This is a genomic window from Palleronia rufa (assembly GCF_000743715.1).
GTDB lineage: Bacteria > Pseudomonadota > Alphaproteobacteria > Rhodobacterales > Rhodobacteraceae > Palleronia > Palleronia rufa.
Window position 1 is genome coordinate 1 of sequence record NZ_JQEY01000004.1, and the last position, 12,654, is coordinate 12,654.

Sequence of the window (12,654 nt, forward strand, 5' to 3'; positions counted from 1 at the left end):
GGAAGCGGGGGAGATGCCGAGTTCTGGCAGCGGGGGGAATCCCCGGGTGGAAATGGGAAGGTGGCCGGGCACTGCAGCGCGGGTTGCCACGCTGATCGCAAGGCCGGAGCGGGCGATGGCAAGCAGGCCGGCGAGCCCGTTGCTGGCATGAGACACGCGATAGGGACGGGAACTTGCGTCCAGCGCGCAGCGTGCCTCGATATGGTCGATGGACCCAGGTGCGGAGAGTGCAATCGGCAACGTCGGCTCTTCCAGCAAGGTCGGTGCGTCGGTCGACGCGATCCAGACCAGCGGTTCGTGGCGGATGACCTCGATCGGGCCTGCCGAGCCCGGCTGCGACACGAGCGCCAGGTCGATGCGGCGGCGTTGCAGAAGCGGCCTCAGTTCGATGGTAGGAGCGCTGATCACCTCGATCTCGACACCTGGGTGCACGGCGCCATAGCGCCTAAGCAGATCGGGAAAGAAGGCGGTCAGGTAATCCTCGGGGCAGCCGAAGACGATGGAGCCGCGGAGGCCGTCCTGCCTGATCGATGCGAGAGTTTCGTCATGGGCAGCAAGGACGCGTTCGGCTCCCGGAAAGAACCGCTCACCCGCCACTGTAAGGGCCACGCCGGACCCGGTGCGGTGAAAAAGCTCCGCGCCCACAAGGGCCTCCAACCGCTTGATCTGCAGGCTGACCGCCGATTGCGTGCGCCCAATGCGCAAGGCGGCTGCGCGCATGGAGCCGGACCGGGACACGGTGACGAAACTGCGCAAGAGGGCGATGTCGAGATCGGGCAGATTTTGTTGCAGAAAGGCCGCCTGAGGCGTGAGTGTCCCTTTCCCGTTCGGGTTCAGGCCACGCGGACCACCTCGGCGGTGCCGAGCGCGTTGAAGCGATTGATAAGGGCGACACGGATGTGGATTTCGGCGGTCTGGCGGTCTGGGTCTCTCGCGGCGATGCGCTCGCCGAAGGCCTTCAGGCATCGCATCTTGGCCTCCACGCGGCTTCGGGCGTGGTATCCGGTCCACCGCTTCCAAAACGCCCGACCGTAGTGACGCGTGGCGCGCAGGGTTTCGTTGCGTGCCTTGGCAGCCGGACAGTCCTCCTTCCAAGCCCGACCGTTCCTTCGGATGGGTATGATTGCCGTGCCACCGCGTGCGATGACGGCGCCGTGGCAGCGGCGGGTGTCGTAGGCGCCGTCCGCGGTCACGGTGCCGATGTCTTCGTCTTCGGGGATCTGGCCCAACAGGTCCGGCAGGACGGGGCTGTCGCCTTCCCGGCTGTGGGTGAACTCGACGGCCAGGATATCCGAGGTGGCGGTGTCCATCGCCAGATGCACCTTGCGCCATTGGCGGCGACCCTGAATGCCATGCTTCCGGGCCTGCCACTCGCCATCGCCGAGGAACTTGATGCCGGTGCTATCAACCAGCAGGTTCAGTGGCCCGCCAGCACGGCGATAGGGGATCTGAACCTTCAAGGTCTTCTGCCTACGGCACAGGGTCGAGTAGTCCGGAACGGGCCAGTCCAGCCCCGCGAGTCGCAGCAGACTGGCGACCATCCCGGCAGTCTGTCTGAGCGGCAACTTGAACAGAACCTTGATCGATAGGCAGAACTGTATCGCGGCATTCGAAAAGACCGGGGGGCGCCCCGGGCGTCCCTCATGCGGCGCGTGCCAGGTCATCTCCTTGTCCAGCCAGATCAGCAGCGACCCGCGCTTCCTGAGCGCATCGTTGTAGGTGGACCAGTTCGTCGTGCGGTAGCGGGCGGGCTTGGGCTTGCTCATGCTGCTCGTCTAAGCGCATGAATTCCCGATGTGAATCCTTTACGGCTAGAGTTCTGCAACAACGCCCAAGAGACCACTCCTGCCTCTTTTCGGAGGTGTTCCTGAACTCCTTCAAGAACAAGAGGGACACATGCCTCCACAAGTTGACCCTCGGCTTGGTCAAGTTTCTTTTTGAGTTCGGGAGATTTCCTTCGAGTGGCTTTCTTTGCCCCCGGAAAGCTAGCTTCAAGCCATGCCGAGAATTGATCGTAGTACGCCTCTGCAGCGTCGAAAATAGATAAGATGATTTTACTTGCAGTCTCGCTAACTTCCGGCATTGAATTCTCATTCGGCTTCTGTGGCCGCGCCGAGAAAGTGCTGGTTGCACGAATTGACTGGTTCTTTAGCTCCCGCCGGTAATTGTCCAACAATCGTAGCGATGGCCGATTGTGATTGATTTTTGTCATGGCAGTTAGAGCATCCAGAATACCTTCACTACAAACTCACACCAATCTTACCGCGATGACAATCAAAGAAACCATCCTCACCGCGCTGCATGCGCGGCTTTCGGCGCTGCCCGCCACCGCCCTGCGCGGTGAGGTGCTGCCCGAGCGCGTTCCGACCGACGGGCTGCTGATCCTGCGCGACGGCGAGCCGGGGGAGCCGGAGGTGACGCTGTCGCCTCTACGCTACCACTACCAGCACCGTGCCGAGTTCGAGGCGGTTGTGCAGGGTGAGGCCTGTGACGCCGCTTTCGATGAATTGACCGCCAGCATCGGCGCGGCGATTGCCGCCGACCGCACTCTGGGCGGGCTCTGCGACTGGGTCGAGGCGGAAGCGCCGAGGCCAGTCGATCTGCCCATCGAGGGCGCGGCCAGCCTGAAGGCTGCCCTCATCCCGGTGGTGCTGCACTATTCCACGGCCGATCCGCTCGGCTGACCCCGACAATCCGAGGAGAACATGATGGCACGAGCCCAAGGGGCGCGGGCGCAGATGGCGCTAGCGTTCGAAACGACCTATGGAACGCCCCCCGTGGGCGGCTTCACGAAGATGCCCTTCGCCAGCACCTCGCTGGGGGCGGAACAACCACTTCTCAATTCCGAATTGCTGGGTTATGGCCGCGATCCGCTGGCACCGATCAAGGACGCGGTGACGGCCGATGGCGATGTCGTCGTACCGCTTGACGCCGAGGCCTTCGGGTTCTGGCTGAAGGCGGTTTTTGGTGATCCAACGACGACCGGCACCGGCCCCTGGACGCACGAGTTTCAGTCGGGTTCTTGGACACTGCCCAGCATGTCCATCGAGACAGGCATGCCCGAGGTGCCGCGTTACGCGATGTATTCCGGCTGCGTGCTCGACCAGATCAATTGGCAGATGCAGCGCTCGGGGCTCCTGACCGCGACGGCGCGGCTGGTCGCGCAGGGCGAGACGGTTGGAACGACGACCAGTGCAGGCACGCCTGCCGCTCTTGAATTGCAGCGCTTTGGCCATTTCAACGGAGCAATCACCCGCAACGGCTCCGCCCTCGGCAACGTCGTTTCGGCCGACATCACATATGCCAACAACCTCGACCGCATCGAAACTATCCGTTCGGACGGTCGCATCGACGGCGCGGACCCGTCCATTGCGGCTCTGACCGGCTCCATCGAAGTGCGGTTCGCCGATCAGACACTGGTGACACAGGCGATCAATGGCGATCCCTGCGAGCTCGAGTTCGCCTACGTGCTGCCCTCGGGCGAAAGCTTCACCTTCACTGTGCACGCTGTCTACCTGCCGCGCCCGCGCATCGAGATTTCCGGGCCGCAGGGCGTGCAGGCGACCTTCGACTGGCAGGCCGCGCGCGACAGCACCGTCGGCCGGATGTGCACGGCGACCCTGATCAACGACATAGAGGTGTATTGACGATGCTGACGCTCGACCTGACGAATGAACCGCGCTGGCACGACCTTGCGTCTGGCGTCCGGGTGCAGCTGCGCCCGCTGACCACCGCGCTGATGGTGGCGACGCGCAGCGATCCGGCTGTCGAGGCGGTTCCCGAGGAGGCTTCCGACGAGGAACGCGCCGTGGCCTTCGCGAAGGCTCTGGCCCGGCGGGCGGTGCTCGCCTGGGAAGGCGTGGGCGATGCCCACGGCAAGCCCATCGACCCGAGCCCCGAGGCCATCGACGCGCTGCTCGATGTCTGGCCGATCTTCGAAGCCTTCCAACTGACCTACGTCTCCAAGGGCCTGCTGCTGGAACGGGAAAAAAATGTCTCCGCGCTCTCGCCGAATGGTCCTTCGGCGGGGGTGAGCGATACTGCCAAGCCTGCACGCAAGCCTGCCAGGACTGCCCGGCGCGGCTGAACCGGCCCCTGACGCATGAAGGCTGGCAGGTCTGGGACCTTGTCGGCCGTCTCGGTGGCCAGCTGCGCGTGCTGCCCGGCGCGGTGATCGGCTGGGACATGTCGGCGGCGCTGGCGCTCGGAGACGCCCTCGGCGTGCCGCCGCTCGCAATGGCCGAACTGCTGCCGGTCATCGAAGCGGTGATGGTGGCCAAACTCAACGAACAGATGGAACGCCCCAATGGCTGAAAAACGCGTCAGCGTCCGGCTCGCCGCGGTCGGCGGCCGACAGGTCCGCGCCGAGCTGGAAGGCGTCGGCGAGGCTGGTGCCAGAGGCTTTAGTCGGTTGAGCCGCGAGATGGAGGCGGCCAATGCCCGGCTCGCCGGTTTCGCGCGCCGAGTTCGCGTGGCGGCAGCCGCGGCCGTCACCGCAGCCACGGCCGCCGGTGTCGCCATGGTGCGGTCCGGTCTGCAAACCGTCGATGCGCAGGCGAAGCTGGCGCAGTCGCTCGGCACCACCGTCGCCTCGATCCAGACCCTCGAGCGCGCAGGCGAGCTGGCGGGCGTGTCGATGTCCGGCATCGAGCAGGCGACGAAGGATCTGACACGACGGCTCAGCCAGGCGGCCGCCGGGACTGGGCCCGCTGCCGACGCTCTGGACCGGCTGGGGCTTTCGGCTGCCGATCTGATTTCCCTGCCGCTGGATCAGCGGGTCGGCGCGATCAATGCGGCCATAAAGGAGTTCGTGCCCGCCGCTGAACGTGCGGCTGTCGCGGGACAACTTTTCGGTGAGGAAGGCTCCATCGCCATGTCGCGGATCGACACCGCGACGCTGCGCCAGGCGACCGAGGACGTGCGCGCCTTCGGCGTTGTCGTTTCGGAGCAGGACGCCGACCAGATCGAGCGGACGAACGACGCCATCTCCCGCCTTGGCCTGATCTGGCGCGGTCTGTCGAACCAGCTTGCCGTTGCCGCGGCTCCCGCGCTGGAAGCCGTGGCAGATGCCATGGCGGCGGTCGCCAGTCGCACCGGGCCGCTTGGCATCGCGATCCGCGGCCTCTTCGACAACATCGGCCGCCTGACCACCTATGCCACGACCTTCGCGGCGTTCCTCGCGGGCCGCTGGGTCGCCGGCATGGCCGCCGCGGCGCTCTCTGTCCGTGGACTCGCCACGGCGCTGGTCCTGCTGCGCGGCGCGCTGATCCGCACCGGCATCGGGGCATTGATCGTCGGAGCAGGTGAGCTCGTCTACCAGTTCACCCGCCTCGTCTCCGGAGCGGGAGGATTTGGCGAAGCGATGTCGCTCCTGAAGGACGTCGCCGTCGAGGTCTGGGAACGCATCCGCATGGGTGCCGCAGCGGCGGGCGCGGCCGCCACGGCGATGTTCTTCGACCTGAAGGCTGACGCCGCCTCGGCCATGCAGAGCGCCATCGAGAGCGTCGTCGATTTCGGGAATACGGCGGCGAACACGTTCGAGGGCGCCTACGAGGCGATCAAGGCGATCTGGGGTCTGCTGCCCGCGGCCATCGGCGATCTGGCTTTCCAGGCGGCCAACAGCCTGGTCGACGGCGTGGAGGCGATGCTGAACGGCGTCGTCTCGCGCATCAACGGCTTCATTGGCGGCATCAACCAGGGGCTCGAAGCCCTCGGCTCCGAGCGGCGCATCTCGGTCATCCCCGACCTCGACCTTGGGCAGATCGAGAACCGCTTCGAGGGTGCGGCGACCGCTGCGACCACCGCCGCGCAGACGGCATTCGACCGGGCCTTCGAGGATAACCCGCTCACTGCGCCCGATCTCGGGCTCACCCAGGCGGCTAATACTGCACTGACCACGGCCAACACGTATCGCGATGCCGCGCGAGATTTAGCCGAAGGCGCGCGTGCGCCACTCGCCAGCTGGCAGGCCCTGCGTGACGCGGTGCAGGGCAGCAATCAGGGTAGCGCGGACGCGCTGACCGAGGCGACCGACGCGGCTGAGCGGTTCGAGACAGCCCTTGGTGACGCCGGACGCGCCGCTGCCGGTGTGGGCGCAGAGGCCGGGGCTGCAGCGGCCGCCGCCGAACCAAATACCGAAGCCGCTGTTTCCGGCTGGCAGGCAGTCACCGCAGCGCTCAGTGACTATGCCAGCAAGGCCCGAGATATCGGCAGCGATATTGGACAGAGCCTCGTCAGCGCGTTCCAATCGGCCGAGAATGCAGTGGCTATGTTCGTGAAGACCGGCAAGCTGGATTTCCGCGATCTCGTCACCTCGCTGCTGGCCGATCTCGCCAAGCTCGCGGCGCGACGGTTCATCCTGGGGCCGATCGCCAACGCGCTTTCCGGCGCGCTCGGGGGTGCGGGCGGCATTTTTGCCAACGTCCTGCATGCGGGCGGGATGGTCGGATCGGTTGGGCCGTCGCGCATGGTCCCGGCCATGGCTTTCGCCGCCGCGCCCCGGATGCATTCAGGCGGCATGGCCGGACTTCGCCACGATGAGGTTCCTGCGATCCTGCAGCGCGGCGAGCGGGTGCTGTCTCGGCGCGAGACGCAGAGCTACGGTGCCGGCGGAGGGGTCAACGTCACCATCTTGGCTCGCGACGCCGAGAGCTTTCGGCAGTCGCGCACGCAGGTCGCGGCTGACATCGCCCGCGCCGTGTCGATGGGTCGGAGGGGCATGTGATGGCTTTTCATGAGGTCCGATTTCCGGACAACATCAGCCGGGGCGCACGCGGCGGGCCTGAACGCCGCACTCAGATCGTCGAACTGGCCAGCGGCGACGAGGAACGCAATGCCAGCTGGGCCAATTCCAGACGCCGCTACGATGTTGCTTACGGCATCCGCCGCGCGGACGATCTTGCAGCGGTCGTCGCCTTCTTCGAGGCGCGCAACGGTCGCCTCCATGGCTTCCGGTTCAAGGACTGGGGCGACCACAAGTCCTGCCTGCCTTCGGGTGCGCCATCGCCGATGGATCAGGCGATCGGCACCGGCGATAGCACGACGACCGCCTTCCAGCTGGTGAAGCACTACGCCTCGGGCGCGCAATCCTGGACTCGCGCCATCGCGAAGCCAGTGGCGGGAACTGTGCGCATCGCGTTCGGTGGGGTGGAGCAGCCCTCCGGCTGGTCGGTCGATACGACCGCTGGCCTCGTCACCTTTAGCTCCGCGCCCGGCGCTGGCGTCGCGATCACGGCGGGCTTCGAATTCGACGTGCCGGTCCGCTTTGATAGCGACGCGCTCGATGTAACGCACGACATTGAGCGACTGGGCTCGATCACCTCAATCCCGCTTCTGGAACTCCGCCGATGAAAAGCATCAACCCCGACCTGCAGGCCCATCTCGACGAGGGCACGACGACGCTGTCCTGGTGCTGGCGGATTGCGCGCGCAGACGGCGTGAGCTTTGGCTTCACCGATCATGATCGGACGCTGAACTTCGACGGCACCACCTTTGAGCCGGAGAGCGGGTTGACGGCCTCCGAGGTGAGATCGGGGTCTGACCTGTCGGTCGATGCGCAGGACGCGGAGGGCGTGCTGACCTCGGACCGGATCACCGAGACCGACATCCTGGACGGCCGCTGGGACAACGCGGAGGTCGAGGTCTGGCGGGTGAACTGGGCGGACACGGGTCAGCGCGTCCTGATGCGCCGCGGGGCCATCGGCCAGATCCGGCGTGGGCGGCTGGCGTTCGTCGCGGAGGTGCGCTCGCTCGCCCATGTCCTCGGCCAGACGGTCGGGCGGACGTTTCAGGCAACTTGCGATGCGGCACTCGGGGATGCCCGCTGCGGCGTCGATCTCGAGGATCCCGCATTCAAGGGCACGGGCACCGTCATCGATCTCCTGCGCGACCGAGCATTCACCGCCTCAGGACTCAGCGGCTTCAACGCTGGCTGGTTCACCTTTGGCACCGTCGAATGGACTGGCGGCGCGAACGCGGGGCGGCGCACCGAGGTGCTGGGCCATGACGAAACGGACGGTATCGCGGTGCTGACTCTGCTTGAACCGCCAGTGCGGTCCATCGCTGGCGGCGATGCCTTCACCGTCCGCGCGGGATGCGACAAGCGGATCGAGACCTGTGGCACGAAGTTCGCCAATACCGCCAATTTCCGGGGCTTCCCGCACATCCCCGGCCAGGATGCCGTCCTGCGCTACGCCACCAAGGATGGCGGCCACGAGGGAGGCGTGCTGTGACGCAACCCCTCGCATTGGCCGACCCCGCGCGCGTCATCACCATCGCGCGGGCCTGGCTGGGGACGCCGTATCACGACCAGGCGAGCCTACGCGGCGTCGGCTGCGACTGCCTCGGCCTCGCGCGCGGCGTCTGGCGCGAGGTCGTCGGCCCGGAGCCGTTCCCGATCCCACCCTACAGCCGCGACTGGGGCGAGACCGGTCCCCGCGAGGTTCTGGCCGAGGGCGCGCGGCGCATGATGACCGAGGTGCGGCCCGCCGACGCCGGACCCGGTGCGGTGGTCCTCTTCCGCATGAAGCCCCGCGCCATCGCGAAGCATGTCGGGATCCTGACCGGGCCCGACAGCTTCCTCCATGCCTATGAGCGGCTCGGCGTCATTGAGGAACCGCTCACCCCATCCTGGCGGCGGCGGATCGCCTTCGCTTTCCTGTTCCCGCAACGCTGAGACCCCGACATGGCAACGCTCGTTCTCGGCGCAGCCGGCGCTGCAATCGGCGGTTCGATCGGCGGCGCGATCCTCGGTGTCAGCGCCGCGACCATCGGCGGCTTCGTCGGCTCCACCATCGGCTCGGTCGTCGACAGCTGGATCATCTCCTCGCTCGCGCCGACCCAGCGCATCGAAGGCGCGCGGCTGGACAATCTGCGCATCACCTCGGCCACCGAAGGGGCGGTGATCCCACGCCTCTATGGCCGCATGCAGATCGGGGGTAATATCGTCTGGGCGACGGATTTTCGCGAGGAGACAAAGACCACCACGCAAGGCGGCGGCAAGGGCGGTGGGGGTGGCGGCAAGGTCAAGACGACTGAGTATTTCTACTATGCCAGTTTCGCGGTCGCGCTCTGCGAGGGGCCAATCACCGGCATTGGCCGCATCTGGGCCGACGGCAAGCTTCTGGACACCGCCGGGATTACATGGCGCTGGTATCCGGGCGATGAGAGCCAGGCGGCCGATCCGTTCATCAAAGCCAAGATGGGCGCGGCCAATACGCCCGCCTATCGCGGCACCGCCTATGTCGTTTTCGAGGACCTGCCACTCGGGAATTACGGTAACCGCATCCCGCAGATGAGTTTTGAGGTGTTTCGCCCGTTCGCCGATCCGGACACCGCGGAGGGTCTCACGCAAGCAGTCACCATGATCCCGGCCTCAGGTGAGTTCGCCTATGCCACGCAGGGCATCCGCAAGGGCGGAGGTGGCTCGTCCGAGCCCGAAAACCTCAATGCCCTGACCGACACCGCCGACATGGTGGTGGCGCTGGATCGGCTGCAAGCCATGGCCCCAAAGGTCGGAAGCGTTTCGCTGGTCGTGGCCTGGTTCGGCGACGATTTGCGGGCGGGCAATTGCAAGGTGCGGCCCGGCGTCGAGGTCACCGCGAAATCGACCACGCCGTCGACGTGGTCCGTGAACGGCGTCAGCCGGGCGAATGCCTTTCTGGTCAGCCGCGATGATCAGGATCGCCCGGTTTATGGCGGCACACCCGCCGACTTCGCTGTCGTGCAGGCGATCCAGGAGATGAAGGCCCGTGGGCTGCGGGTCACTTTCTATCCGTTCATCCTGATGGACGTGCCGCCGGACAACGCGTTGCCGAACCCATATTCGGACAACGCCGCCGACACGGGTCAGCCCGCGTTCCCCTGGCGGGGGCGGATCACTTGCTCCCCGGCGGCAGGCTACGCGGGGACCGTGGACAAGACCGCTACGGCCGCAAGCCAGGTCGAGGCGTTGTTCGGCACGGCCACGCCCGCGAGCTTCAGCATCTCGGGTCAGTCGGTTTCGTGGACTGGCACTGCGAACGACTGGGGTCTGCGGCGCATGGTGCTGCACTACGCCCATCTCTGCGCGGCTGCGGGTGGGGTCGACGCCTTCCTGATCGGGACCGAGATGCCGGGGCTGACGACCATCCGCTCGGGCGCGTCCACCTATCCCGCCGTGCAGGCGTATCGGGATCTGTTGGACGATGTCCGCTCCATCCTCGGGTCCGGCACCAAGATCGGATACGCGGCGGACTGGTCGGAGTATTTCGGGCACCAGCCGGGTGATGGCAGCGGCGACGTGTTCTTCCACCTCGATCCACTCTGGGCCGACGCGAACACCGACTTCATCGGGATCGACAACTACATGCCGCTCTCCGACTGGCGCGACGGCTTCGAGCATGCTGACGCGGCCGAGGGCTGGCCTGCGATCTACGACCGGACCTACCTGCAGGGGAACATCGCGGGCGGCGAAGGCTTCGACTGGTTCTATGCCAGCGCGGCCGATCGCTCCGCACAGGTGCGCACTCCGATCACGGACGGCGCGGCGGCCAAGCCATGGGTCTTCCGCTACAAGGATCTGAGCAGCTGGTGGTCGAACGCGCATTACGATCGCCCGGGCGGGGTGGAGAGCGGCACGCCGACGGCGTGGGCGCCCGAGTCCAAGCCGATCTGGTTCACCGAGTTGGGCTGTCCCGCCATCGACCGGGGCACAAACCAGCCGAATGTTTTCTTCGATCCAAAATCGTCCGAGAGCTTCACGCCGCATTTCTCGCGGGGCTGGCGCGATGACGCGATCCAGCGGGCTTATCTTGAGGCGACCTATCTCTGGTGGGGTGAGGCCGCGAATAACCCTCTGTCATCGGTCTATGGCGGCCGCATGGTGCATGTGCCGGAATGCGCCGCATGGACCTGGGACGCGCGGCCCTATCCCTTTTTCCCGGCGCTGACCGACGTCTGGACGGACGGGGCGAACTGGCGGCTCGGGCACTGGCTGACCGGGCGGCTGGGCGCGGTGTCGCTGGCGGCGCTGGTCCGGCACCTCTGCTTGCGCGCGGGCCTGCCCGAGGATCGCATCGACGTCACCGGCCTCTGGGGCGCGGTCGAGGGCTACGCCATCGGCGCGCTGGAGAGCCCGCGCGCCTCAATTACGACGTTGTCGCGGCATTTCGGCTTCGACGCGGTCGAGACTGAGGGCGTCATCCGCTTCGTCATGCGCGGCCGGGCGCAAGTGGCGAGCGTCGCGCCGGACGATTTGGTCGCCGCGCGCGAGGGCGATGTCCTCGAACTGACCCGCGGCCAGGAGACCGAGCTGCCGCAGGCCCTGAAGTGGCAGGTTGCCCGTGCCGACGAGGACTACGACGCGGCCCTCGTTGAGGCGCGCCGCATCACCGTGGACACGACCCGGATTGCGTCGGAGTCATTCCCGATGGCGGTGCCGCCCGAGGAGGCCGAGCGCCGCTGCCGCCGCGCGCTTATGGAAGCCTGGACCGGGCGGGAAACGGCCGCGTTTAGCCTGCCGCCCTCGCGGCTGGCGCTCGATCCGGCCGATGTCGTCACACTCGCCCATGACGGTCACGCCGTGCCGCTGCGGCTCGTTTCTATTGCAGATGCAGGCGCGCGCGGCATCGAAGCAGTCCGACAGGATCGAGAGGCCTATGACTTGCCGCCGGGTGCCCCGCGCCCCTCGGCGCTTTCGCAGGCCGTCGTCTTTGGTGCGCCCGAGGCGGTTATACTCGATCTCCCGCAGCTGACCGAGGACCAGCCGCCGCATCGCCCTTTCGCGGCAGCCCATGCCGTGCCGTGGCCGGGCGAGATGGCGGTGTTCCGCAGCCCATCGACGGACGGCTTCGAGCTGCTCACCACGTTTGGCACGCGGGCTCGGATCGGGACGCTGGTGTCTGATCTCTATGCTGGACCGACATCGCGCTTCGACCTCGGCAATGTGCTGGTGGTCGATCTACTCTCGGGCACGTTGGAGAGTGTCACCGACCTGACGCTCTTCGGCGGTGCCAATGCGCTCGCCATCGAGAGCACGCCCGGGGTCTGGGAGATCGTTCAGGCGGGCGTGGCCGAATTGCTGGCGCCGGGCCGGTATCGGCTCACCCGGCTCCTGCGCGGCCAACGCGGGACGGAAGTCGCCATGGGCAATCCGACGCCCGCTGGCGCGCGGGTGGTGGTGCTCGACGACAGCCTCGCATCGCTGCCGATCGCCGAAGCCGATCTCGGCATCCCGTGGAACTGGCGCATTGGCCCCGCGAGCCGTCCCGTCAGCGACGAGACCTATGTGGCGCAAACCTTCACGCCTTCGGGTGTCGGGCTACGGCCGTTCTCCGTCACCCATGTCGAACAGCCGTGGCGCACACCGCGCACGCCCGGCGATCTGACCATCCGTTGGACGCGCCGGTCCCGGTCACTCGCGGCCGATAACTGGGGCGCGGTCGACGTGCCGCTCGCCGAGGAAACCGAGGCCTACGAGGTCGAGATCCTCGACGGCGCAACCGTGGAGCGGGTGCTGAACACGACCACCACCAGCGCGGTCTACACCGCCGCAGACCAGACCCGCGATTGGGGCGCACCGCTCGCCACCGGCGACAGCCTCACCGTCCGCATCTACCAGCTCTCCGCACTCGTCGGGCGGGGCGCGCCGAAAACCGTCACGCTCACGTTCTGAGG

Annotated in this window: 12 protein-coding genes; 9 read left to right on the forward strand and 3 right to left on the reverse strand. The window is 66.8% G+C overall.

What is annotated here, in order from left to right:
* The 3 genes from KW83_RS07440 to KW83_RS20505 all read right to left on the reverse strand — a co-directional run.
* Positions 1–756, reverse strand: a 756-nt coding sequence (locus KW83_RS07440) for a LysR family transcriptional regulator (RefSeq protein ID WP_268745536.1), incomplete at its 3' end; no start/stop codon positions are given.
* 77 nt (positions 757–833) lie between these two features.
* Positions 834–1,766 carry an IS5 family transposase gene (locus KW83_RS07445; protein ID WP_036173704.1) on the reverse strand — a complete coding sequence of 311 codons (933 nt, stop codon included), beginning with the start codon at positions 1,764–1,766 and terminating at the stop codon, positions 834–836.
* On the reverse strand, positions 1,763–2,212 hold the full coding sequence (locus tag KW83_RS20505; RefSeq protein WP_152563511.1) for a hypothetical protein: 450 nt from the start codon (positions 2,210–2,212) through the stop codon (positions 1,763–1,765). Before KW83_RS20505 ends, KW83_RS07445 begins: the two co-directional genes overlap by 4 nt.
* 55 nt (positions 2,213–2,267) lie before the next feature.
* Between KW83_RS20505 and KW83_RS07450 the strand changes: the two genes are divergently transcribed.
* The 9 genes from KW83_RS07450 (at position 2,268) to KW83_RS07485 (ending at position 12,652) form a co-directional block, all read left to right on the forward strand.
* Positions 2,268–2,684, forward strand: coding sequence for a hypothetical protein (locus KW83_RS07450; protein WP_036177009.1), 417 nt, complete (start codon positions 2,268–2,270; stop codon positions 2,682–2,684).
* A gap of 24 nt (positions 2,685–2,708) precedes the next feature.
* A complete protein-coding gene (locus tag KW83_RS07455; protein WP_036177010.1) occupies positions 2,709–3,647 on the forward strand; it encodes a phage tail tube protein in 939 nt (312 codons plus the stop codon).
* Between the two features lie 2 nt (positions 3,648–3,649).
* Complete coding sequence (locus KW83_RS07460; protein WP_036177011.1) at positions 3,650–4,087, forward strand: hypothetical protein; 438 nt, start codon at positions 3,650–3,652, stop codon at positions 4,085–4,087.
* 68 nt (positions 4,088–4,155) lie between these two features.
* Entirely contained in the window at positions 4,156–4,314 is a 159-nt protein-coding gene (locus tag KW83_RS19755) for a DUF7697 family protein (RefSeq protein ID WP_235191380.1), read from the forward strand.
* A complete protein-coding gene (locus tag KW83_RS07465; protein WP_036177012.1) occupies positions 4,307–6,724 on the forward strand; it encodes a phage tail tape measure C-terminal domain-containing protein in 2,418 nt (805 codons plus the stop codon). The genes KW83_RS19755 and KW83_RS07465 overlap by 8 nt, the downstream gene beginning before the upstream one ends.
* On the forward strand, positions 6,724–7,350 hold the full coding sequence (locus tag KW83_RS07470; RefSeq protein WP_036177013.1) for a DUF2460 domain-containing protein: 627 nt from the start codon (positions 6,724–6,726) through the stop codon (positions 7,348–7,350). Before KW83_RS07465 ends, KW83_RS07470 begins: the two co-directional genes overlap by 1 nt.
* Positions 7,347–8,231, forward strand: a complete 885-nt coding sequence (locus tag KW83_RS07475) for a DUF2163 domain-containing protein (protein ID WP_036177015.1) — start codon at positions 7,347–7,349, stop codon at positions 8,229–8,231. The genes KW83_RS07470 and KW83_RS07475 overlap by 4 nt, the downstream gene beginning before the upstream one ends.
* Positions 8,228–8,674: an NlpC/P60 family protein gene (locus KW83_RS07480; protein ID WP_152563512.1), complete on the forward strand. Its 447-nt coding sequence runs from the start codon at positions 8,228–8,230 to the stop codon at positions 8,672–8,674. Before KW83_RS07475 ends, KW83_RS07480 begins: the two co-directional genes overlap by 4 nt.
* Positions 8,675–8,683: 9 nt before the next feature.
* Complete coding sequence (locus KW83_RS07485) at positions 8,684–12,652, forward strand: baseplate multidomain protein megatron (protein WP_036177017.1); 3,969 nt, start codon at positions 8,684–8,686, stop codon at positions 12,650–12,652.
* Positions 12,653–12,654: the final 2 nt, after the last annotated feature.

Bases quoted from the DNA above. Each gene is read 5' to 3' on its own strand.
- KW83_RS07445 (WP_036173704.1), bottom strand. From the start codon at position 1,766: ATGAGCAAGCCCAAGCCCGCCCGCTACCGCACGACGAACTGGTCCACC.
- KW83_RS07475 (WP_036177015.1), top strand. From the start codon at position 7,347: ATGAAAAGCATCAACCCCGACCTGCAGGCCCATCTCGACGAGGGCACG.
- KW83_RS07465 (WP_036177012.1), top strand. From the start codon at position 4,307: ATGGCTGAAAAACGCGTCAGCGTCCGGCTCGCCGCGGTCGGCGGCCGA.
- KW83_RS07455 (WP_036177010.1), top strand. From the start codon at position 2,709: ATGGCACGAGCCCAAGGGGCGCGGGCGCAGATGGCGCTAGCGTTCGAA.
- KW83_RS07460 (WP_036177011.1), top strand. From the start codon at position 3,650: ATGCTGACGCTCGACCTGACGAATGAACCGCGCTGGCACGACCTTGCG.
- KW83_RS07470 (WP_036177013.1), top strand. From the start codon at position 6,724: ATGGCTTTTCATGAGGTCCGATTTCCGGACAACATCAGCCGGGGCGCA.
- KW83_RS07485 (WP_036177017.1), top strand. From the start codon at position 8,684: ATGGCAACGCTCGTTCTCGGCGCAGCCGGCGCTGCAATCGGCGGTTCG.
- KW83_RS07450 (WP_036177009.1), top strand. From the start codon at position 2,268: ATGACAATCAAAGAAACCATCCTCACCGCGCTGCATGCGCGGCTTTCG.
- KW83_RS20505 (WP_152563511.1), bottom strand. From the start codon at position 2,212: ATGACAAAAATCAATCACAATCGGCCATCGCTACGATTGTTGGACAAT.